The following is a 21,129-nucleotide window of genomic DNA, read 5'->3' as shown; positions in this document are numbered from 1 at the left end:
GGACGTTATCCGGCCCCTAACCCCCCTCCCGCTTATGCTCCGACTGCTCCTCCCGCTGCTGCTAAGCGGCCTGCTGCTGGCTCCCGGCCTGCGTGCCCAAACGACACCCGCCACCCCTTCGGCCCAGGAATTGGAGCAGCAGCGGCTGCGCTGGAACCGCAGCCTCGTGCACGACACGACCTATAAGTTCAACCGCCAGCCCAACGCTCTGCTGGTAGAAACGGTGAAGGGCCGTAAGCCCGGCCGGGCGCTGGACATCGGGATGGGCCAGGGCCGCAACGCGCTGTTTCTGGCCCGGCAGGGCTGGCAGGTCACCGGCCTCGATGTGGCCGACCAGGCCGTGGCCGTGGCCCGGCAGCAGGCCCAGCGCGAAAAGCTGCAGCTCGACGCCCAGGTGGTCCCCATGGAAACCTTCGACTTCGGCACGGCCCGCTACGATTTGATTACCTACGTCTACGAGGGCTGCTTCGAGGAGCGCAACGGGGTGCTGGACAAGATCAAAACCGGCCTGAAGCCCGGCGGCCTGCTGGTGTTCGAGTTCTTCCACCGCGAAGCCGGCCAGGAAATGAACCGCCCGGACTTCGGCTGCCCCAACGGTGCCATCAAAGCCCTGTTCGAGGGCGACAAACGGTTCCGCATCCTGCGCTACGAGGAAAAGCCCGGCCGCCCGGACTTCGGCGGCACCCAGAACGGGCAGATGAAGCCCCAGAAGCTAGTGTATTGCGTGGTGCAGAAGCTGTAGCCGGGGCGCTACGACGCGGACGATGGGCTGCAGGTGTGCAACGCTCCGCGCCGCATCCGCTACTTTGCGCCTATGAAACGACTCCTCCTGGGACTACTGCTGGCCGGGGCCACGCAGGCCGCCATCGGGCAAAAAGCGGCCAAGCCCGCCAAAACGAAGATTGACGCCAAAACCATTGAGCGCGTCGAGAAGACGCTGGCCGACGACAAGCTGCGCGGCCGGGCCCTGAACACCGGTGCGGCCGAAGCGGCGCAGTTTCTGGCCGGCGAGTTTCAGCGCATCGGGCTGCAGCCGCTGCCGGGGCTGACTTCGTTCGAGCAGAAATTTCCGGCCTGGGAAGTGCGCGTGGGCCGCGTGCAGGCCACCCTGAACGGCGCCCCCGTAGCGGCCGAAAACGTGGTGGTGATTTCGGGGCAGGAGCAGGTGAGCTGGGCCAGCGGGCAGGCCGGCGCCCCGCGCGTGGTGGTGATTGGGCCGCAGGCGGATTTCCGCAAGGAAGTCGGGCCGCTGCTCTGGGCCAAGGACAACGTGCTCATTCTCATCGACCCAGCCCACGCCCAGCGGTTTAAGTCCTTGGCGCACCGCTTCGGCGAGGGCAGCCAGTTTCACCCCGAGCGGCCCGCGGCCAACACCATTGCCGCCATTCTGGCCCCGGGCACGCCCGCCGAAACGGCCACTTACCAGCTCAGTGCCGCTACCAGCATCAAGCAGCTGGAAATCAAAAACATCGTGGGCGTGCTGCCGGGCCGGGATAAGGATAAAGCCGCCGAGCAGGTCATTTTCTCCGCGCACTACGACCACATCGGCATCCTGCCCGCCGTGGCCGGCGACTCCATTGCCAACGGCGCCGACGACGACGCCTCCGGCACCACGGCCGTGGTGGCCCTGGCCGAGCACTTCAAGAAAACCAAGCAGAACGCCCGCACGCTCATCTTCGTGGCCTTCACGGCCGAGGAAATCGGCGGCTTCGGCTCCCAGCACTTCAGCAAGCAGCTCGACGCGGCCAAGGTCGTGGCCATGTTCAACATCGAGATGATCGGCAAGGTGTCGAAGTTCGGCCCCGGCGCCGCTTTCATCACCGGCTTCGACAAATCCGACTTCGGCCCCATCCTGCAGCGCAACCTGCAGGGCAGTACCTTCAAGTTCGAGCCCGACCCCTACCCCGAGCAGCAGCTGTTCTACCGCTCCGACAACGCCACCCTGGCCCGCCTGGGCGTGCCCGCCCACAGCATCAGCACCGACCAGATTCCCACCGACAAGCTCTACCACAGCGTCGACGACGAGGTGGAAAGCCTGGACCTGAAGAACATGACGGCCGTTATCGAAGCCATTGCCGTCAGCTCTCGGGGCATTGTCGCCGGCACCGATACGCCCACGCGCATCAAGGACGCGGGGGAGCGGAAGTAGTTTTTGGGGGGCAGGGGCCCGGAAACAAATCGTCTGTCATCCTGAGCAGAGCGAAGGACCTTCCTCGCACCTTGCACCAATTGAAAAGCGCAGCCACCAACGCCCATTCGTCCGGGCATGGTGGCTGCGCTTTGCTGCTTTAGCCGATTAGCGTTGGCATCGGCGGCGGTGCAGGGTAAGAGTAAGGTCCTTCGCTCTGCTCAGGATGACGTTCTTTACTTACCCGCTCAGCCGTTCATATCCTCATCCAACATCAGCTCTTGATCTGCCGGGTAATAGTTTCGTCGGTGATTTTATCGTCGTCGGCCAGCATGAGGGCTTTGCTGAGAATGATGCTCAGGATGGCGTCGCCCTCGAAGGGCAGGAACACGTCGGTAGCGCCGGCCTGCTTGGGGCTGCGGTCGGGCACGATGCAGAGGTACTGGTCGTTGGGCTCCATCAGGATGTTGCCCGAGCCCATGTGAATCTTGTAGGTGCGCAGCTTGCCTTTCACGACCAGGAACTTGTCCTGCACCTCGGCCACCTTGGCAATGCGCAGCCGCGGCACCAGCCGCTGCAGGGCCAGCTTGCGCGTCTTGGCCACCTCCGACAGCTCCCCGAACGAGTAACTCTCCCAGTAGTTGCGGTACTGCACCAGCCCGCCGCCGTCGCGCCAGAGCGGGTCGTTGCCCACCGAGGCCACGCCCACGAACAAATCCACGTCGCGCATGACTTCCGAGAAAACCAGCGGCGGAATGCTGGTCAGCTCCAGGGCTTCGTCGCCCTGCAGGCGGGTGAAGCGCAGCTGGTCGGTGCTGACGTAAAACCAGATGCCGGTGTCGTTGAAGGCGTGGTCGGCGTTGACTTCGCTCACCCAGAACTCGGCCCGCAAATCGTGCGCGGGCAGGCTGAGCTGGGCCGCGTCCGACTCGTAGCCCTTGTCGTAGGCGCCCATCAGGGAGTAGCGCCAGCCGCGCAGCTTAGCCAGGGAGTTGAACTGGTGCTGCTTGAGGATGTGGGCGGCCATGCGGTTGGAGTAGGTGCGGGTGCGCTCCTCGGGCGGCGTGAGCAGGTACACTTCGCGGAAGGCCTGCTTGAGCGGCTGCCGCAGCTCCCGGCGCTCCAGCAGGGCCCGCCAGGCCAGCACTTCATCGGTAGAGGCCAGCACCGGGTGCCAGAGCTGCACCTGCGCCTCGTCGGCGGGCGGGGCTACGGGCCGCTCCTGGGCGTCGTGCCAGCTGCCGGCCAGCCAGAGGGCGTCCTGGTGCGTGCCGTCGGCGTGGTAGAAGCGCCAGATCAGCCGCTCGGCCAGCTGACTGACCAGGCCGTGCTCCAGGTAGTATTGGCGAAACCAGCGGTAGGGCAGGCGGCGGCCCTCCACGAAGCTGCGGTCGAGCCGGTCGCGCTGGGTGGTGTAGGTTTGCTGGGCCTGGGTTTGGTCGGCTTTCAGCTCTTTCAGCTCCTCGGCGTGGCTTTGCTTCAGCGCCGCCGGGGCCGATTTCAGCGCCTTGTCGCCCTTGTGCCATCTCACCTCGGCCTTGCCGTCGACGAGCTGCAGCACCACGTGGTAGTCGCCGTAGTCGTAGTCGGCGCGGCCGTTGGTCAGCCCCGCCGTGGGCACGGCCATGTCCTCGATTTCGGCCGGCGTGACGCCCAGCTTCTCGGCACCCTTCTCAATGTAGCGGCCGATCAGCTCCTGGGTGTTGGCCTGCCGCACTTTGGGGCGCAGGCGCGAGAGCTGGGCCACGCCGGGCAGCCCGCCCTGCGAGAGGGCCAGCAGGCAGGCGTTGCCCAGGCCCACCGCCAGCGGCCCGCGGCCCGGAATCTTGCGGTAGCACTTCTCCGTGAGGGCCGCCAGGTGCAGCAGCACGGCCGTGTCGGCCAGCGGGCCGAGCGTCCAGGCCAGGGCCTTGCCCACGTTCAGGCTGGGCTCCTGCAGAAAATCCCAGCTGGAATAGGTGTAGGTATCGTTGTCGTTGTAGTGGTGCGTGTGCTGCCGCTCCTCCACGGGTATGGCGGCCAGCAGCTTCAGCCACTCGTCGCCCTGCCGGCGTACCTCGTCGGGGCCGATGGCCGTGACGGCGGCGTCGACCTCCTTCAGGTACTTGGCCGAGGGCTGCCCGCCGCTGGCTTTCTGCCAGATTTGGAGTAGCTGCAGCCAGGGCAGGGTGCGGGCATCGTCGGGGGCCAGGCCGTCCACGAATTCGTTGAGCGCCCGGCCGAGGGCGTCGCCGTCGGGGAAGCGCACGGTGGGCAGATCGGAGCCGCCCGCGCCGGTACCCAGCAGCTCCTGCAGCTTCACCTGAATCTTGACGGCCTGCGCGCTACCGTAGCCGCTGGTCTGGTCCTCGGTGGCATCTAGAATCTGGTGCAGGTACTGGCCCAGCTGCTCGTCGACGCCGTGCTTTTTCAGGTGCTTTTCCAGTTGATTAAGCGTCAGAAGGACGGGCATGGTGCGTAGCGCGTCGCCGATGTAGCCTTCCTTTTTGAATTCCAGCCCGTAACTCTGCAGCAGCCGCTGCCAGTCGGCGGGGCCCAGCTCCAGCGTGGAGCGCAGCAGTTGCTGCAGCAGGGCTTCGAGCAGGTAGCGCACCTGGTAATCCACCTGGCCGTGGTTGTCGCGGCAGAAGCGGATGGCCCCGGCCGTGGCCAGCGCCAGGCGGCCTTTGTAGGCGGCGTCCTGGTCCCGGATGCCCTGGGCGTAGGCCGGCACGTCCAGCAGCTTCAGGTTGTAGTAGCTCATGTGGCGCTCCTCGATGTCGGTGAGCAGCTGGCTGAGCACGGGCTTCATTTCCTGGGCTTCGGCGCTGCCGCCGTTCAGGGCTTTTTCAAACTGACGGGCTTTCTTCTGGGTAGCGGGCATGGGGGAGGGGTTGGGAGAAACATCGGCAAACAGCCGGGCCGCGGCGTCCTGCGCGCGTTGCCAGAGCTCAGTCCAGGCACTCATCGTTGGAGCCCCTGAAATCAGCCCCCGACCAGCGGGGTAAGCTTCACGAAGCTGGCCGTGGCGCCGGGCCCCAGCCAGATCTGCTCGTCGAGGCTTTCCACCTGCCGGTCGTTGACGAGGATAAAGTAGCCGTTCTGCTGAAAAGCCTCTAGCGCCCGGTACAGCTGCTTTTCGGCGTCGATGTGGTGGCGCTTGTTTAGCCGGTAGCCGTTGAGCACCCGCTCCGAATCGGTGGGCTGCACCAGGCCCGAGAAAACGTCGCCGTTGCGCTGGTTGTAGGCCGCCACTTCCTGGCGCACGCGCTGCTCAATCAGCTCGCGCACGGTAATGGTTTCCTGGCTCAGCTCCAGCGCCAGACGGTGCAGCACGGCCCCGGTGGCCGTTTCGTCCTGAATCAGCAGGGTGTTTGTCATGGCAGGTTTTGCTAAATGGGTTAGCTTGCTCTAAAATACGCAACGGCGGCTGGTTTTGATATATTTTTGGCTAAATTATTTAGTATTATCTGCTCATGCGAATGGCCTCATGTGCAAGAAATGTCAGCCTTACGCCTTTGCAATCGGGCCTGCAGCCGCGTAGCGGCGCCACGTCAATGGCTCCGAAGAACCGGAATAGAACCTAAGCTCCGTAGGAGCGGCACCCTGATTGCACAGTCGCAGTACCGCTCCGCCGGAGCTCCGCCGTTCTACGGCGGTTCGGGCAGGCTAGTGATGTGGCGCCGCTACGCGGCTGGGGTGGATTTAGCAACGAAGACCCTGGCGAATGGTCCTGCTCACCTCGCCTGTCCGATTCCAGAATTGCACCCCGGCAGAACCGAACACAGTGTCCAAAACCGGACAGCATTTGCCGAAGCTGATTTCAACAATCGGCAATCAACAATTTAACAATCAGCAATTTAAAACTTTGGCATTCGGCTTGGCTAGGCTAGGGCAGAACCGACCCCAAGCCGAACGAAAATGGACAGAGCTATATCCTCCGCCACCCACGCGCAGCGCCGCCGCCGCCGCTGGCTGCTGGCCGCCGCCGCCCTGCTGCTGGTAGCCGCCGGGCTGTGGGCCTTCCGCAGCGCGTTGCGGCCCAGCATTTCGCGCCAGGAATTGCTGACGGCCGTGGTGGAAACCGGCGACGTGGAAGCTTCCCTCACCGCCGCCGGCCTCGTCATTCCGGCGCACGAGGCGGTGGTGACCAGCCCTATCCAGTCGACCATCCGGCGGGTGCTGCTCACGGCCGGCGCCAAGGTGCAGCCGGGCCAGACCATCCTGGAGCTGGACAAGGAGCTGACCGGCACGGCCCTGGCCAAGCTGCAGGACGAGCAGCTGCAGAACCGGAACAAAAGCTCGGTGCTGCAACTCTCGCTGGAGCGCAGCCTGAACGATTTGGAGTCGCAGGAGCAGGTGCAGCAGGAGAAGGTGCGCAGCCTGCAGTCGGGCCTGCGCGACGAGCAGCACCTGCTCAGCATCGGCTCGGGGACACCGGAGGGCGTGCGGCAGGCCGAGCTGAACCTGAAGATTGCCGAGCTGGAATTGCAGCGGGTGCGCCGGCAGATTCGCAACCAGCGGCAGGCCAACCAGGCCGATGAGCGGGGCCTGGGCTACACCATGCAGATTCAGCAGCGCAGCATCCAGGAACTGGCCGGCAAGCTGCGCCAGGCCAACATCAGCGCCGACCAGGCCGGGGTGCTGACCTGGGTCAACGAGGACATCGGCGCCACGGTAAGCCAGGGCGCGGTGGTGGCCCGCGTGGCCGACCTCTCGGCCTTCCGCGTGCGCGGCACCATTGCCGACTCCTACGCCGATTCCCTGCACGTGGGCGACCCGGTGATTGTGCGCCTAAGCGGGACGGATTTGCGCGGCTCCATCAGCAGCATCAGCCCGGCCGTGGAAAAGGGCGTGGTAACGTTCTTCGCCCGCCTCGACCAGCCCGGCCACCCGGCCCTGCGCCCCAACCTGCGCGCCGACGTGTTCGTGGTGACCCGGGCCCACCGCCAGGTGCTGCGCGTGAAGAACGGCCCCTTCTTCCAGGGCGGCCGCGAGCAGACGGTGTTCGTGGTGCAGGACGGGCAGGCCCGGCGCCGCCTCGCGCGCCTGGGCGACTCCAACTTCGACTACGTGCAGGTCATCAGCGGCCTGCGCCCGGGCGAGGAGCTGGTCATCGGCGACATGAAGGAGTACGAAGCCGTGCCCGTGCTGACGGTGAAAGACTGACGGCAGTAATAGCTGGCGCCGGTTTAGCCGGCGCAAGTGGCGTAACCGGTGCCCCCCCATAAAGCAGGTTTTCAACCTGCGTGAAACGTTGCCGCAGCCGGTCCAGCACCAGTCGCCCGGGTGCCCTACGCAGGCTGAAAGCCTGCCTGATTTTAGGCACCGGTTACGCCCCCTGCGGCGGCTAAACCGGCGCCAGCTCCCCCGCTTCCTCTCTGCTCCCCATGCTTGCCCTTCGCCCCAACCTGTCTTTCTGCGCTATGAAAACCACGCTTACGTTCTACTGGGAAGTGCTCCGCCTCTGGCTGCTGATGGTCAGCATCGTGGCTCTGCTGCTGCTGATTTTTGCCCCGCGGGTGCTGGTGGCCCAGCCGTTGCCGGTCGGCCGGCCGCAGTCGGGGCTGAACCTGCCGCAGGTGATTGAGCTGACGCTGGTGCAGTCGTCGGTGGCCCGGCAGGCGGTGACCAACCGCGAAACGAGCTACTGGCAGTACCGCTCGTTCCGGGCCGACTATAAGCCCCTGCTGGCCGTGGAAGGCGTGCTGCCCGACTACTCGCGCACCATCCTGGCCGTGCAGCAGCCCGACGGCACCACCAACTTCCGCTACGTGCGCATCAACTCCTCCTACGTGGGCACCACCGTCACCCAAGGCATCGGGCTGACGGGCGGCAAAGTCACCGTGGGCTCGACGCTGCAGCGCTTCGACAACTTCGACGCCGGCGGGCAGCGGCTCTACAACAGCAACCCCATTGCCGTGGGGCTGACGCAACCCATTGGGGGCTTCAACCAGCTACGCTGGAACAAGCGCATCGAGCCGCTGCGCTACCAGGAGTCGCAGCGTCAGTACGCGGAGGAGCGCGAAACCATTGCCCGGCGCGTCACGGAGCTGTACTTCGACGTGCTGCTGCAGCAGGTAAATGCCCGGGTAGCCCGCCAGAACCTGCAGGCCAGCGAGGAGCTGCTGCGCACCGGCCGCGAAAAAGCCCGGCTCGGCCGCCTCTCCGAAAACGACCTGCTGCTGCTGGAGCTGAACCTGCTGGGCGCCCGCCAGGCCGAGGTGCAGGCCGGCGTCGACGCCCAGAACGCGGCCGTGCAGCTTAAGGGCTACACCGGCCTCACCCTCGACCCCGCCCAGCCCCTGGCCGTGCCCGCCGCCGCCCCGCTGCCGCGCGTGACGCCCGAAGTGGCCCTGCAGCAGGCCCGCCAGTACCGCCGCGAAACGCTCATGTTTCAGCGCCGCCTGCTGGAGGCCGACCGCGGCGTGGCCCAGGCCAAAGGCACCACCGGCTTCCAGGCCAACCTGACGGCTTCCTTCGGCCTGACCAGCAGCGCCGACCAGCTGCGCGGCTCCTACATCAGCCCCAACGACCAGCAGCAGGTGCGCCTGGGCTTCGCCGTGCCCATCGTGGACTGGGGCAAGACCCGCGCCGTGGTCAAAACCGCCGAGCTGACCCGCCAGCAAACCCGCCAGAACGTGGAGCAGGAGCAGCTGACCTTCGAGCAGTCGGTGCTCAGCCAGGCCGCCCAGCTGGCGGCCCTCGACCAGCAGCTGCGCCTCACCCAGCGCGCCGATTCCCTGGCCCAGCGCCGCTACGACATTGCCCAGGCTACCTACAAAGTGGGCCGCATCAGCCTCAACGACCTCAACATCGCCCAGGGCGAAAAGGACCGGGCCAAGCGCGCCTACATTGCCGCCCTGCGCGCCTGCTGGGTGGCCTACTACCAGCTGCGCACCCTCACGCTCTACGACTTCGAGCGGGAGCAGCCGCTGCTGGCGGCGGAGTAGGAGAGAAGCCGGCGTACCGCACAGCAGCCGTACACCCCGCGCCGCCCGCGCAGTCGCGCGGCTGTGCCGCGTGACGACCAGGTGGCTCGGCTGTGCCGAGCACGGCGGCGCACCGTCGGGCGGGGGCGTTCGGGCGGCGCGGCCGACTGCTCGGCATAGCCGAGCCACGTACGGCTCACTCGGCATAGCCGAGCGAGTGCGGGGAGCCCCGACGCGGATGCGCTATTGACAGCCCATCCGCGCCGGGGCCTCTGTTGTTTGTGGCCTTTGGTCGTAGTAGATGCTTAGGCGGCGCTGTTTGGCATAACAACGCCTACATTTGACTGTTTTCCTGCAAATACCTGCCTTATGTTGATCAGTTTCAGCGTCCGAAACTTCCGCACCTTCCGCGACAAAGTGGAGTGGAGCCTTATTGCTTCGCCGGACAAGACCAGGGAAGAGGATAACGTGATAGACGTGCCTGAATTTGGGCTGCGACTGTTGAAGAGTGCGGTGGTGTATGGGGCTAATGCTAGTGGCAAGAGTAAGTTAATAAAGGCGTTAGGCTATATGCAATGGTTTGTGATGGATTCATCAAAGAATACCCAGATTGGTGAATCAACCGGTGTTGAACCTTTTATGCTAAACGATATTTCTGTGTATGAATCATCAGAGTTTGAAATACAGTTTATGTGTAAAAATAAACTGTATCGTTATGGCTTTGAAGTATCAGCGCTGCATGTAGAAGCGGAATGGCTTTTTATGCGTAGTGCTAAAACTGTACGTAATAAGCCCGAAGTAGAGCTATTCTATCGTTCTGGGCAGGAGATAAACTTTAATTCGAAACAATTCGGAGGTATTGTAGGGGAACTAGTGAAAAATAATGCAGTCCGTGACAATGCATTGTTGCTATCAGTTGCAGCCCAGTTTAATCAAGTTCAAGCCAAGGTTATATTGGATTGGTTTTTCGGTATAACAATTCTTTCAGGTGATGACGAAGATTGGGAAAAAGCACTTACTCTTTTGTTAATCCGTAATCCTGATCAAAAACCAAGAATACTGGATTTTCTATCAAGCGCTGATTTGGATATTGAAGATGTGCGTCAAGGTAAACAAAAGCATCCTGATGATGGAAAGCCTGATGAAACAGGTGAGCGTTTTAGAAGATGGGCTAAGCGCGAACAATCAGATGTTAAGGTTCAACGTCGGCTATATTCGGATAATCGTGAATCTGTAGGATTTATTGATTTTAATTTGAACTGGCATGAATCGGCTGGTACAAGAAAAATGCTTGATTTGGCGGGGCCAGTCCTAAGTTCACTTAGATTAGGTTGGGTGTTAGTAATCGACGAACTAGACGCCCGCCTGCACCCCAACCTGGTCAGCAAAATTGTTCAGCTGTTCAACTCCAAAGAAACCAACCCCAACAACGCCCAGCTCCTTTTCAATACCCACGATACCAACCTGCTGACCTCCGGTAATTTCCGGCGCGACCAAATCTGGTTTACCGAGAAAAACCGCTACGGCGAGGCGACGCTGTACTCCTTGGCCGACTTCAAGACGGACGTAGTCAAGAAGAACGACGACTTCGAGGCCAACTACGTGCGCGGCAAGTACGGCGCGGTGCCCTACCTGGGCGACTTCAACGCCTTGCCCAAAGCCAACTCGGAAGCGGAACCCAAGCCGCAGGCCAGCCATGAGTAAGAAGCAGGAGGCAGAACAGCGGAAGCGGGACGAGCACAAGGCCCAGATGCAGGCCGCCAAGGAGCGGCGCCGGCAGGCCCCCGCGCTGCAGCGCGCGGCCCCCACGCGGGAAGAGCGGCCGGTGCTGCTCATTGTCTGCCAGGGTACGGTGACGGAGGTGGAGTACTTCAACCAGTTTGAGCTGGCCACCGCCGATATCAAGGCCCTGGGCCGCGCGTACGACCCAGAGAAGCTGGTGCAGGAAGCCCTGGACTGGCGCGAAGCAGCCCGGCGCGGAAAGCAGCCCTATGAACAGGTCTGGTGTGTGTTCGACAAGGACGACACGGAGCCGGGGCCCTTCCATGCGGCCATCGAAAGGGCCCGGGCGCACGGATTGCGTGTGGCCTATTCCAATCAAGCGTTTGAGTTCTGGTTTCTGCTGCACTTCGACGAGCACCAGGGTGGCGGCATGGACCGGCAGCAGTGCGGGCAGCGCGTGGAAGCGCTGATCCGGGAAGCCAATCCGCGCGTCAGCTACGACTCGCACAAAGGCAAGCACGTGAGCCGGGAGTTATTTGACCTGCTGGAGGGGCCATACCCCGGCCTGCCCGGGCGGCCCTCTCGCCGGGCAGTAGCGGTACGCCGGGCTAAGCGGATTGCCAAGGACTGGGCCGAATCAGGACACCCGCCCGCTGCGCAAGAATCCACGACGCTGGTTTATCAACTGGTGGAGGTGCTGCAACAGTACTTGCCGTAGGCAGCCGCGCTCTGAGGCGTGCGCCTGTTGGTTGGGTGAACAGGCTATACCTGTAGTAAGAAACTCGGGCGGGGGCGGCAGAAACTTACTAAGTTGTGGTAAGTTTCTGCCGCCCCCGCCCGAGTTTCTTACTAAGCTATTCTGCGTATGCCCCGCGCCCTTCCAACTGGTCTTACCCTGATGGCCCGCGTGCGCCGATATTACGGCCTACGCCAAGCCGAGCTAGCCGCCCTGCTGGGCCTGAGCGGAGCGCAGCTTAGCCGTCTAGAAGCCGCTCAGCAGAGTATTACCCCCGCCGTACGCGAGCGGCTGGCCCCATTCCTAGCCGTAATGGAAGCCGCTCCCGACACCCCGCCTCCAGCCGAAGACCCCGACACCCCACCGCCCGGCCCCGTAGCCCCCGGCCCGTTGGAGCGTCGCCGCCGCACCTGCCTCTACGAGGCCCACAACCTGCGCTGGCAGCTGCGGGAGCTGCCCGAGCGGGCCGCGGTGGCCGCCCGCTGGGCCGCGGCCCTGCCCCGGCTGCGCGCCGCGCTGCCGCCCCCGCCGCCCGCAGGCGAGGCCCCGGCTACCCCGGAGGCCGTGCGCCTGCGCTACGTGCACAGCTGGCTCGATACGGTGCCCCTGGCCCTGGAGCCCGAGCAGCTGGCCCAGTGGCATCTGCGCCACCAGCGCGCCCGCGCCCTGGAGGCCGAAGCCGCGGCCCTGGCCGCCCTGCTGGCCGGGGCCGCGCCGCCCGCCGGGTAAGGGGCAGTCGGGGCGTCGGATTGAAAAAATAGTTGGCTTCGGGGCTGAATCGTTGTTGCTATTGTATTGTCGGGCTTCTATGTTTAGTGGAAACCTAATTTCCACCTTCAAACCCCATTACGCTTATGGCAGACGTAAGAATGCTCAAGACCAAGGCCGACTGCGAGGCCGCCCTGACCGCCCTGCGCAAGGAGCGCGGCACCTACGCCCACCGCGACTACAACCAGTCGTACTCGGAGACGCAGAACTCCGACCGGGCCAGCACCCTGGCCGCCCAGCACGCCAAGGCCGTCGATGACGTGACGCGCTACACCGCCGACGCGGCCCGCACCGACCTCACCAAGCAGGAGATGACCACCGCCCGGCGCAACCTCATCACGGCCACTGCCCGCCGCGACAGCCTGGCCCTGAGCATGGAGGGCGTCAGCGGGGCCGACGCCTACCTGGCCGGCGTGGATGCCGACCAAGTCGACGCCCAGATTGCTACGCTCGACCGGGCCATTGCGGAAGTAACCGCCCACCGCGACACCCTGCCGGCTTAAACGCCGGCTGCCGACCCCACGACGCTACCACACCTGCTGCAACCGAAGCCAGTCCGTCAGGGCTGGCTTTGCTGTTTTGGGGGCTACTGCTGCGTCAGCCGCTGCTTGGCGGCCTGGTACCGCGCCGGGGTGTAGACGAGCACGGCGAGGTTGCCCTCCGGCCCGTGCGACACGATGACGCCGCAGTCGGGGCCGGTGTAAAACCGGTAGTGGTGCTTGAGCGGGCTTCGGACCCTGATGTTGCCGTCGGCCACGAAGCCGGCGGTATGCTGCACCTGGTCGAGCAGGGTGCGGAAGCGGCGGTTCGGCTTGCGGGGGCAATAGTCGACGCGGTTGATGCCGGGGCTGCCGGCGAGGGAATAGGTGAGGACGCTGGTCAGGCCGTTGTCGCGGCCAAACCAGCGGATTTTGTCACCGCTGACTTGGCCGTACGGGAAGTCCCGGCTGACCATGAACGGGTCTTCGTCGGCCAACGTGCGGCCCAGCAGGCTGCGCATATCCTGTAAGGATAGACACTGCGCGCGGGCGGCCAGACTTAGCGGCCAGAGGATGAGTAAGAGGATAAAGCGCATCGGGCGGGAAAGTAGGAGAGAAGGTAGTAGGATGGGAGGCCTAAGAATGCCAGAAAAAAGCTGGCAGCTAAAGCTAAAAGTTAGCTCCCCTCCTCAGATGATTCCGCGCATCAAGCGGCGTGGGGTTGGGGGTGGTTGAAGAGCTAGAGTTAGAAAAGCTAGAGCTAATAAGTAGTGCTGGCGCAAGGTCAACCACCCCCAACCCCTCCCTAGCTCTAGCTTTAGCTGTCTGGCTTTCACGGCGTAGCTCGGGCTGGCCGAAACGCTTGAAAATAAGCCGCGCTACCCAGCGGCGGCGGTAGCTCGGCCGTATCCGTACCGCCGGGTTCTGCGTACGCACCACTCGCCGCTTGCTTACCCTTCTTGTTACTCACCGCTCACCAACCCAAGCACCCCATGAAACTCACTTCCTCCTGGACACTGCGCGCCCTGGCCCTGGCCTTCTGCGCCGGCAGCGTCCTGTCGGCCTGCTCCAGCACCAGCACCGACTCGCCCGCCAACAACAGCGGCACCACCACCGACGGCTCGGAGCAGCCCATCGGCTCGAAGGCCGGCACCACCACCTCGGGCGTCAACGGCATCAACCAGTCGGGCAGCACCACCTCCACCTCGGGCGGGGCTACGGCCGGCACCACGGCCGGCAGCAGCACCGTGGGCACCGGTACCACTGGCACCACCGCCGGCTCCACCACCAGCGGCAGCACCACGCGCTAAGCGCCGCGGCTGCTTCGCCGAATTGATAACCCGCCGTCAGCAAGACTGACGGCGGGTTTTTTCGTGTCTGGCCGCCCGGCTATTTCCGAACACCGTGTCCGGTTATGGACAATATTTTCGGGCGGGCTTTTGCGGAATAGTTTATTACAAAACTGAATATTAGGGCGTTATCTGAATGGCACGCGGCTTGGCTACTACTACCCGGCCCGGTGCTGCTGCCGCACGGAAACGGACACCGCGCCCCGGCCCGAAACTCTCATCAGCCCAAGCTTCCGCAACCCTATGGAAACGACCCTGCCCGCCGCTACCGCCGCCCCGGCCCCAACCTCGCTGAAAAACGACCCGATGATTCGCCTCGTCGACATCGAGAAGGTGTACCAGACCGATACCATCGAGACGGTGGCCCTGAACCGGGTAAACCTGACCATCAACCGCGGCGAGTTCGTGTCGGTGATGGGGCCCTCGGGCTGCGGCAAATCCACCCTGCTAAGCCTGATGGGCCTCTTGGACGAGCCCACCCACGGCCGCATCGAACTAGCCGGCCGGCCCGTGACCAGCTACTCCGACCGGGAGCTGGCCCGGCTGCGCAACCACAAAATCGGCTTCATCTTCCAGAGCTTCCACCTCATCAACGACCTCTCGGTGCTCGACAACGTGGAGCTGCCGCTGCTGTACCGCGCCGGCCTCTCGGGCAAGGAGCGGCAGCAGCGCGCCCTGGCGGCGCTGGAGCGGGTGGGCCTGAGCGCCCGCACCCGGCACTTTCCTTCGCAGCTGTCGGGCGGGCAGCGGCAGCGCGTGGCCATTGCCCGGGCCCTGGCCGGCGCCCCCGAAATCATCCTGGCCGACGAGCCCACCGGCAACCTCGACTCGGTGATGGGCGAGGAAATCATGGACATCCTGCTGGGCCTGCACCGCCAGGAGGGCACCACCATCGTCATGGTCACCCACGACGAGCACATGGCCCACAAAACCGAGCGCCTCATCCGCTTCTTCGACGGCAGCCAGGTCAGCTAAGTGGTGAGATGGTGAGGTGGTGAACTGGTGAGTGCCGTTCCAGCTGCGCGAAATGCGCGGTGCCGGCCTCCCGAACATCAAAACTCACCATTTCACCACTTCACCATCTCACCGATATGAAGCGCGTTCTGCACACGGCCGGCCTGTTGCTGGCGCTGGTCCTGCTGCCGCTGCTCGGCGCCGGGCTCTACGATTTGACGGCCCCGGCGGCCCCGCACCCGGCTCCGGCGGCTCCCCGGCCGCTGCTGCGCCCGGCCTTGCTGCGCACTGCGCCTTCTCCCACGTCTTCTGCTCCCCAAGTCTATGCTGCTTAGCTATCTGAAACTCGCCTGGAAGGTGCTGCTGCGCCGCAAGTTTTTCACCTTCATCAGCTTGTTCGGCATCAGCTTCACGCTGATGATTCTGCTGGTGCTGGTGGCCGCCGTCGACCACGTCAGCGGCGCCCACGCCCCGGAAAAACGCCTCGACCGGATGGTGTTCGTCAATACCCTGCGCCAGTACTTCAAGGACGGCGGCACGATGAGTACCCCGGTCAGCCCCTACTTCATCGACACCTACGTGCGCCCCATGAAGACGCCCGAAAAGGTGGCCCTCTCGTCGGTGACCAGCAGCGCCACGGCCTTTGCCGGCGGCCAGAGCCTGACGCTCGACGTGCGCTACACCGACGGCAACTTCTGGCAGGTGATGGACTTTGATTTCCTCAACGGGCGTGCCTTTACGGGTGCCGAGGTGGCCCAGGGCGCCCGCGTGTGCGTGCTGAACGAGCATTCGGCCCTAGCCTTTTTCGGCACGACGCAGGGCGTGGCGGGCCGCGAGGTCGAAATCGGGCCCTACCGCTACCGCATTGCCGGCGTGGTGCCCGACGTGCCCGTCATCCGCCTCTACAGCAGCGCCGACGTGTGGCTGCCCTACACCCTGGGCAACACCGACTTCAAGGACCGGCGCTACGACGGCGAAATGATTGCCATTCTGCTGGCCTCCGAGGCCGGCGCCGTGCCCGGGATGCGGCAGGAGTTTGAGCAGCTGATGAAGCGCGTGCCCCTGGCCGACCCCAAGCGCTACAACCGCCTGTCTTCCCACGCCGACCCGGCCCTGGCCAGCCTGGTGCGCCAGCTGACCAACCAGCACGACAAGGAAAGCGACGGGATGCCCTTGTTTCTGACGGCCTGCACGGTGCTGGCCCTGCTCTTTATGCTGCTGCCGGCCCTGAACCTGGTGAACCTGAACGTGACGCGCATCATGGAGCGCAGCGGCGAAATCGGGGTGCGCAAGGCCTTCGGCGCCTCGCGGCGGGTGCTGGTGGGGCAGTTTATCGTCGAGAACCTGGTGCTGGCCCTGCTGGGCGGGCTGCTGGGCCTGGGCCTGGCCGCCGTGGTACTCACGCTGCTCAACGAGTCGCAGTTTGTGGCCTACTCGCACTTTGGGCTGAGCTGGCGGGCGTTCGGGCTGGGCCTGGGCCTCACGGTGGCCTTCGGGCTGATGAGCGGGGTGTACCCGGCCTGGAAAATGGCCCGCCTCAACCCCGTGGACGCCCTGCGCGGCAGCGGCGGCGGCCCGCAATAAGTTTTGGGCGACACCTGACAGGCAACACGTGACAAGTGATGGACAACAAGCGAACAGGCTGAGCCTGTCGGACTGCCCCGTCGCCTCATCACCTAAAACCTGTCACCTGTTCCGCGCCACCTGTCACCTGTTACCTCATCACCCAAACGCCATGCTGCGCCATCTGTTTCGCCTGATCTGGAACCGCAAGCGGAGTAATCTGCTGCTGCTGACCGAAATCTTCTTCTCCTTCGTCGTGCTCTTCGGCGTGGGCGCCCTGCTCATCAACTTCGGCCGCAACTACATTCTGCCCCGGGGCTTCACCCACGAGCAGGTGTGGCGCCTCAACATCGCCGCCGGCCAGGGCGAGAAAATGCCCCGCCCGGTACTCGACGACGTGCTGCGCCAGGTGCGCGCCCTGCCCGGGGTGCAGGACCTCTCGCTGGGCAGCCCCAACACGCCCTTCCGCTTTATCAACATGACCAGCGGCTTCGCCGCCGGCCAGCAGCGCATCGACGAGGTGGACCGCTACGACTCCGACGACCGGTACGCCGCCACCCTGGGCCTGCACCTGCGCGAGGGCCGCTGGTTCCGCAGCAGCGACGACGCCTCCACCCGCCGGCCGGTGGTCATCAGCCAGGACGTGCGCGAGCAGCTGTTTCCCGGCCAGACGGCCCTGGGCAAGGTCATTCGCTACGACAACGGCCCGGTAGACGGTACCACCCCCGAGGAGTTTGTGGTGCTGGGCGTAACCGACAACGTGCGCCCCCACGGCGACTTCGACGGCAACGCCCCCTCCATGTGGATGCGCCTGGAGCCCCACGACACCACCCGCTGGGAGGGCGCGGCCGTGCTGGTGCGCGTGGCCCCGGGCTCGGGCGCCGAGCTGCAGCAGAAAATCGTGCGCACGGTGGCCGGCGTCACCCGCAAGTGGAGCACCCAGGTATACGCCCTCGAAACCGACCGCATCGACAAGCTGAAAGTAACCCTGGCCCCGCTGGCGGCCCTGGCGGTGATTGGCCTGTTTCTGATTGTGAACGTGGCCCTGGGCCTGTTCGGGGTGCTGTGGTACAACATCAACCAGCGCCGCACCGAAATCGGGCTGCGCCGGGCCCTGGGCGCCACCGGCCGCGGCATCAGCTGGCAGTTTCTGGCCGAAATGCTGGTGCTCACGACGCTGGGCGTGGCGGCCGGGCTGCTGCTGGCCGCGCAGTTCCCCTTGCTCAGCGCCTTCGGCCTCGACCCGCAGGTGTACCTGGGCGCCATGCTGCTGGCCACGGTGGTGATTTTTCTGCTCACCGCCATCTGCGCCTGGCAGCCCAGCCGCCTGGCCGCCGGCATTCAGCCCGCCGTGGCCCTGCGCGACGAGTAAGGCCAGAGCTGGCGCCGGTTTAGCGAAACGAAGCGAGTGTAACCGGTGCCGAAAATAAGGAAGGCTTTCAGCCTGCGTGCCGAATCCTGCCGACGAGCGGCCCCGGCCAATACAACACCGTCCCACGCAGGTGGAAAACCTGCTCTATACCGGGCTCCGGTCTCGCCGCTTGCAGCGGCTAAACCGGCGCCAGCCTACCGCCCCGGCTTCCCTTTCCGCCCCGAAATTCCGTCCTTCGCCTACTCTCTCCCCCAACCATGATTCTCATTGTCGACGACGACGTAGCGGTGCGCACCTCGCTGGGGCTGCTGCTCAAGCAGGCCGGCTACGCCACCAAGGCCGTGGGCACCCCGGAGGAGGCCCTGCGCGTGGTGCGCGAGGCCGCGCCCCGACTGGTGCTCATGGACATGAACTACTCCCTGGCCACCACCGGCGAGGACGGCCTGCGCCTGCTCGGGCAAGTAAAGGAAGTGGCCCCGCAGCTGCCCGTCATCCTCATTACCGGCTGGGGCTCCATCAGCCTGGCGGTGGAGGGCATGAAGGCCGGCGCGGCCGAGTTCGTGACCAAGCCCTGGAACAACGACGCCCTGCTGCAAACCATCCGCACCGCCCTCAGCCTGGCCGAAAACGCCGGTCCGGCGCCCGAGTCGGCCGAGGTCAGCCCCACGCGCCGGCAGCTCGACAAGCAGTACAACTTCACCAATATCGTGGGGCAGGACGCGCAGCTGCTGCACGTGCTGCGCAGCGTGGGCCAGGTGGCCGCTACCGACGCCTCGGTGCTCATCGAGGGCGAATCGGGCACGGGCAAGGAGCTGATTGCAGAGGCCATTCATCTGAACTCCAACCGGCGCAGCAAGCCCTTCGTGAAGGTGAACCTGGGCGGCATTTCGGCCTCCTTGTTCGAGAGTGAGATGTTCGGGCACCGCCGCGGAGCCTTCACCGACGCCAAAGCCGACCGGCAGGGCCGCTTCGAGCTGGCCAACGGCGGTACCATCTTCCTCGACGAAATCGGGGAGCTGGATTTGGGCTCCCAGGTGAAGCTGCTGCGCGTGCTGCAGGACCGCACCTACGAGGTGCTCGGCGACTCGCGCAGCCGCTCCCTCGACATCCGCGTCATCTGCGCCACCAACCGCGACCTGGCCCAGGAAGTGCGCGAGGGCCGCTTCCGCGAAGACCTGTTTTACCGCATCAACCTGATAACGGTGCGCCTGCCCGCCCTGCGCGAGCGGCCCGACGACGTGCCCCTGCTGGCCCAGCACTTCGTGCAGAACCTGCGCGCGGCCTACCACCGCCCGGCCCTGAAGGTGAACACCCGCGCCCTGCACTGGCTGCGCGAACAGCCGCTGCCCGGCAACATCCGCGAGCTGAAAAACCTGGTGGAGCGGGCTGTGCTCGTCAGCGGCAAGGACGAGCTGGGGCCCGAGGACTTCCAGGCCCAGGCCCAGCGCCTGCCGGTGAAAGCCGAGCCCGGCGCCCTGCCCGAAGTCGGGCTGATGACCCTGGACGAAATGGAGGCGCAGATGATCCGCAAGACGGTGGATTTCTACGCCGGCAACCTCTCGCGCGTGGCCAAAGCGCTGGGTTTGAGCCGGGGCGCCCTGTACCGCCGCCTGGAGAAGTTCAACATCCCGTTCGATGCGGCGCAGTAAGGCAGTAGCGCGGGCTTGAGCCCGCGTCCGGCAGATAGTAATCTACAATCGTCCGGGCCTTCGTTGTGCAACGACAACCGCACGGACGGACGCGGGCTGAAGCCCGCGCTACATCCCGCATGACCCTTCGCACCCAGTACATCCTTTTCGTCGTCCTCATCCACGCGGCCATTGCGGGGCTGGCGTTCCAGTTTCGCGCCTCCAACCTGTACCTGTTCGTGGCGACGGAGGCGCTGCTCATCGTCACGGCCGTTATCAGCCTGCAGCTGTACCGCGGCTTCGTGCGGCCCCTGAACCTGATTGCGGCCGGCACCGAGGCCATCCGCGACCGGGACTTCACCATGAAATTTCTGCCCGTGGGCCAGACCGAAATGGACCAGCTCATCGACACCTACAACACTATGATTGACGAGCTGCGGCAGGAGCGCGTGAGCCAGCACGAGAAAAGCTTTTTGCTGGAGCGGCTGATTGATGCCTCGCCCGCGGGCATTCTGCTGCTCGATTTTGAGGGCCGTATTCAGGGAGCCAACCCGGCGGCCGAGAAGTGCCTGCAGCAGGCGGCGCCGCAGCTGCTCGGGCTGGCGCCGGCCGCCCTGCCCGGCGAGTGGGGCCGGGTGCTGGGCGGGCTGGAGCCGGGGCAGCCGCAGACGGTGCAGCTGTCGGGCCTGCAGACCTACCGGGCCAGCGCCTCGCACTTCCTCGACCGCGGCTTCACCCGGCGCTTCATAGTGCTGGAAGAGCTGACGCAGGAACTGATTCGGCAGGAAAAGCAGGCCTACGAGAAGCTCATCCGCATGATGTCGCACGAAATCAACAACTCCATCGGCGCCGTCAACTCCATTCTGCAGTCCTTCCGCTACTACGCCGGGCAGCTGACCCAGGACGACCAGGCCGACTTCACCGAGGCCCTTGACGTGTCGGTGCAGCGCAACACGCACCTGGCCAACTTCATTGCCGGCTTTGCCAACCTGGTGCGCCTGCCCCCGCCCCAGCCCCGCCCCGTGGACGTGCACGAGCAGCTGCGCGCCATCTGCCGCCTCCTGCAGGTGCAGAGCGAGAAGCGCCGGATCAAGTGGCACTGGCAGCTGGCGCCCGGGCCGCTGTTCGTGGCCCTCGACGCGCAGCAAATGGAGCAGGCCCTGCTCAACATCTGCAAAAACGCCCTCGAAGCCATCGACCACGACGGCAACCTGTGGGTGCGCACCACGGCCGAGCCCGCCGAAATCAGCATCGAAAACGACGGCCCCGGTATTGCGCCCGAGGTGCAGCCGTACCTGTTCACGCCCTTTTTCAGCACCAAGCGCGACGGGCAGGGCATCGGCCTGACCATGATTCGCGACATTCTGCTGCAGCACGGCTTCGCCTTCAGCCTGGCCACCGACGCGGCCACCGGGCGCACGGCCTTCCGCATCCGGCTGAGCCCGGCCGCGGGGCCGGCGTAGCACGCAGCAGCCCTTGGCGGCGCGTATCTTGGCAGCCGGTCCGCACCTGCGCGGGC

At 64.9% G+C, this 21,129-nt stretch carries 18 protein-coding genes; 15 read left to right on the top strand and 3 right to left on the bottom strand.

All coding sequences use genetic code 11. The features are described 5' to 3' along the window. Positions 1-34: 34 nt before the first annotated feature. Together EJV47_RS12990 and EJV47_RS12985 are read left to right on the top strand one after the other, a co-directional pair. The gene (locus EJV47_RS12990) at positions 35-742 is read left to right on the top strand and encodes a class I SAM-dependent methyltransferase (protein ID WP_126693580.1); all 708 of its coding nucleotides are present in this window, start codon (positions 35-37) and stop codon (positions 740-742) included. 72 nt (positions 743-814) lie between these two features. Next, positions 815-2,149 (top strand): M20/M25/M40 family metallo-hydrolase, encoded by a 1,335-nt coding sequence (locus tag EJV47_RS12985; protein ID WP_126693579.1) that lies wholly within the window; start codon positions 815-817, stop codon positions 2,147-2,149. A gap of 253 nt (positions 2,150-2,402) precedes the next feature. Here EJV47_RS12985 and EJV47_RS12980 read toward each other — a convergent pair whose 3' ends face one another. Then, entirely contained in the window at positions 2,403-4,991 is a 2,589-nt protein-coding gene (locus EJV47_RS12980) for a DUF4132 domain-containing protein (protein WP_165903742.1), read from the bottom strand. Positions 4,992-5,092: 101 nt separating this feature from the next. After that, positions 5,093-5,488, bottom strand: a complete 396-nt coding sequence (locus tag EJV47_RS12975) for a hypothetical protein (protein ID WP_126693577.1) — start codon at positions 5,486-5,488, stop codon at positions 5,093-5,095. Positions 5,489-6,028: 540 nt separating this feature from the next. On the opposite strand from EJV47_RS12975, the gene EJV47_RS12970 reads away from it, so the two are divergent. From EJV47_RS12970 to EJV47_RS12945, 6 genes are all read left to right on the top strand, one after another. Further along, positions 6,029-7,276, top strand: a complete 1,248-nt coding sequence (locus EJV47_RS12970; RefSeq protein WP_126693576.1) for an efflux RND transporter periplasmic adaptor subunit — start codon at positions 6,029-6,031, stop codon at positions 7,274-7,276. Positions 7,277-7,533: 257 nt separating this feature from the next. Then, positions 7,534-9,060, top strand: coding sequence for a TolC family protein (locus EJV47_RS12965; protein ID WP_243651139.1), 1,527 nt, complete (start codon positions 7,534-7,536; stop codon positions 9,058-9,060). A gap of 348 nt (positions 9,061-9,408) precedes the next feature. Further along, on the top strand, positions 9,409-10,743 hold the full coding sequence (locus EJV47_RS12960; protein WP_126693575.1) for an AAA family ATPase: 1,335 nt from the start codon (positions 9,409-9,411) through the stop codon (positions 10,741-10,743). Continuing rightward, on the top strand, positions 10,736-11,479 hold the full coding sequence (locus tag EJV47_RS12955; RefSeq protein WP_126693574.1) for an RloB family protein: 744 nt from the start codon (positions 10,736-10,738) through the stop codon (positions 11,477-11,479). Before EJV47_RS12960 ends, EJV47_RS12955 begins: the two co-directional genes overlap by 8 nt. A 147-nt stretch (positions 11,480-11,626) precedes the next feature. After that, complete coding sequence (locus EJV47_RS12950) at positions 11,627-12,226, top strand: helix-turn-helix domain-containing protein (RefSeq protein WP_126693573.1); 600 nt, start codon at positions 11,627-11,629, stop codon at positions 12,224-12,226. Positions 12,227-12,351: 125 nt separating this feature from the next. Next, positions 12,352-12,768, top strand: a complete 417-nt coding sequence (locus tag EJV47_RS12945; protein WP_126693572.1) for a hypothetical protein — start codon at positions 12,352-12,354, stop codon at positions 12,766-12,768. An 83-nt stretch (positions 12,769-12,851) separates the two neighbouring features. On the opposite strand, the gene EJV47_RS12940 is transcribed toward EJV47_RS12945, so the two are convergent. Next, positions 12,852-13,340 carry a hypothetical protein gene (locus EJV47_RS12940; RefSeq protein WP_126693571.1) on the bottom strand — a complete coding sequence of 163 codons (489 nt, stop codon included), beginning with the start codon at positions 13,338-13,340 and terminating at the stop codon, positions 12,852-12,854. Positions 13,341-13,736: 396 nt separating this feature from the next. On the opposite strand from EJV47_RS12940, the gene EJV47_RS12935 reads away from it, so the two are divergent. The 7 genes from EJV47_RS12935 (at position 13,737) to EJV47_RS12905 (ending at position 21,073) form a co-directional block, all read left to right on the top strand. Beyond that, the gene (locus EJV47_RS12935; protein WP_126693570.1) at positions 13,737-14,054 is read left to right on the top strand and encodes a hypothetical protein; all 318 of its coding nucleotides are present in this window, start codon (positions 13,737-13,739) and stop codon (positions 14,052-14,054) included. A 345-nt stretch (positions 14,055-14,399) separates the two neighbouring features. After that, positions 14,400-15,068, top strand: a complete 669-nt coding sequence (locus EJV47_RS12930) for an ABC transporter ATP-binding protein (RefSeq protein WP_126693647.1) — start codon at positions 14,400-14,402, stop codon at positions 15,066-15,068. 116 nt (positions 15,069-15,184) lie between these two features. Further along, the gene (locus EJV47_RS12925; RefSeq protein ID WP_126693569.1) at positions 15,185-15,382 is read left to right on the top strand and encodes a hypothetical protein; all 198 of its coding nucleotides are present in this window, start codon (positions 15,185-15,187) and stop codon (positions 15,380-15,382) included. Next, positions 15,372-16,631 (top strand): ABC transporter permease, encoded by a 1,260-nt coding sequence (locus EJV47_RS12920; protein ID WP_126693568.1) that lies wholly within the window; start codon positions 15,372-15,374, stop codon positions 16,629-16,631. Before EJV47_RS12925 ends, EJV47_RS12920 begins: the two co-directional genes overlap by 11 nt. Positions 16,632-16,782: 151 nt before the next feature. Next, positions 16,783-17,982, top strand: a complete 1,200-nt coding sequence (locus tag EJV47_RS12915) for an FtsX-like permease family protein (protein ID WP_126693567.1) — start codon at positions 16,783-16,785, stop codon at positions 17,980-17,982. Positions 17,983-18,239: 257 nt separating this feature from the next. Beyond that, positions 18,240-19,631, top strand: a complete 1,392-nt coding sequence (locus EJV47_RS12910) for a sigma-54-dependent transcriptional regulator (RefSeq protein WP_126693566.1) — start codon at positions 18,240-18,242, stop codon at positions 19,629-19,631. 119 nt (positions 19,632-19,750) lie between these two features. Further along, positions 19,751-21,073: a sensor histidine kinase gene (locus EJV47_RS12905; protein WP_126693565.1), complete on the top strand. Its 1,323-nt coding sequence runs from the start codon at positions 19,751-19,753 to the stop codon at positions 21,071-21,073. The last annotated feature ends 56 nt before the right edge of the window (positions 21,074-21,129 follow it).

The sequence above is a fragment of the Hymenobacter gummosus genome, assembly GCF_003970915.1.
Classification (GTDB): Bacteria; Bacteroidota; Bacteroidia; order Cytophagales; family Hymenobacteraceae; genus Solirubrum; species Solirubrum gummosum.
This window is presented reverse-complemented; position numbering and strand designations above follow the sequence as displayed.

Excerpts from the sequence above, each read along its gene's own strand:
- EJV47_RS12990 (WP_126693580.1), top strand. The coding sequence starts at position 35 with ATGCTCCGACTGCTCCTCCCGCTGCTGCTAAGCGGCCTGCTGCTGGCT.
- EJV47_RS12985 (WP_126693579.1), top strand. The coding sequence starts at position 815 with ATGAAACGACTCCTCCTGGGACTACTGCTGGCCGGGGCCACGCAGGCC.
- EJV47_RS12980 (WP_165903742.1), bottom strand. The coding sequence starts at position 4,991 with ATGCCCGCTACCCAGAAGAAAGCCCGTCAGTTTGAAAAAGCCCTGAAC.
- EJV47_RS12975 (WP_126693577.1), bottom strand. The coding sequence starts at position 5,488 with ATGACAAACACCCTGCTGATTCAGGACGAAACGGCCACCGGGGCCGTG.
- EJV47_RS12970 (WP_126693576.1), top strand. The coding sequence starts at position 6,029 with ATGGACAGAGCTATATCCTCCGCCACCCACGCGCAGCGCCGCCGCCGC.
- EJV47_RS12965 (WP_243651139.1), top strand. The coding sequence starts at position 7,534 with ATGAAAACCACGCTTACGTTCTACTGGGAAGTGCTCCGCCTCTGGCTG.
- EJV47_RS12960 (WP_126693575.1), top strand. The coding sequence starts at position 9,409 with ATGTTGATCAGTTTCAGCGTCCGAAACTTCCGCACCTTCCGCGACAAA.
- EJV47_RS12955 (WP_126693574.1), top strand. The coding sequence starts at position 10,736 with ATGAGTAAGAAGCAGGAGGCAGAACAGCGGAAGCGGGACGAGCACAAG.
- EJV47_RS12950 (WP_126693573.1), top strand. The coding sequence starts at position 11,627 with ATGCCCCGCGCCCTTCCAACTGGTCTTACCCTGATGGCCCGCGTGCGC.
- EJV47_RS12945 (WP_126693572.1), top strand. The coding sequence starts at position 12,352 with ATGGCAGACGTAAGAATGCTCAAGACCAAGGCCGACTGCGAGGCCGCC.
- EJV47_RS12940 (WP_126693571.1), bottom strand. The coding sequence starts at position 13,340 with ATGCGCTTTATCCTCTTACTCATCCTCTGGCCGCTAAGTCTGGCCGCC.
- EJV47_RS12935 (WP_126693570.1), top strand. The coding sequence starts at position 13,737 with ATGAAACTCACTTCCTCCTGGACACTGCGCGCCCTGGCCCTGGCCTTC.
- EJV47_RS12930 (WP_126693647.1), top strand. The coding sequence starts at position 14,400 with ATGATTCGCCTCGTCGACATCGAGAAGGTGTACCAGACCGATACCATC.
- EJV47_RS12925 (WP_126693569.1), top strand. The coding sequence starts at position 15,185 with ATGAAGCGCGTTCTGCACACGGCCGGCCTGTTGCTGGCGCTGGTCCTG.
- EJV47_RS12920 (WP_126693568.1), top strand. The coding sequence starts at position 15,372 with ATGCTGCTTAGCTATCTGAAACTCGCCTGGAAGGTGCTGCTGCGCCGC.
- EJV47_RS12915 (WP_126693567.1), top strand. The coding sequence starts at position 16,783 with ATGCTGCGCCATCTGTTTCGCCTGATCTGGAACCGCAAGCGGAGTAAT.
- EJV47_RS12910 (WP_126693566.1), top strand. The coding sequence starts at position 18,240 with ATGATTCTCATTGTCGACGACGACGTAGCGGTGCGCACCTCGCTGGGG.
- EJV47_RS12905 (WP_126693565.1), top strand. The coding sequence starts at position 19,751 with ATGACCCTTCGCACCCAGTACATCCTTTTCGTCGTCCTCATCCACGCG.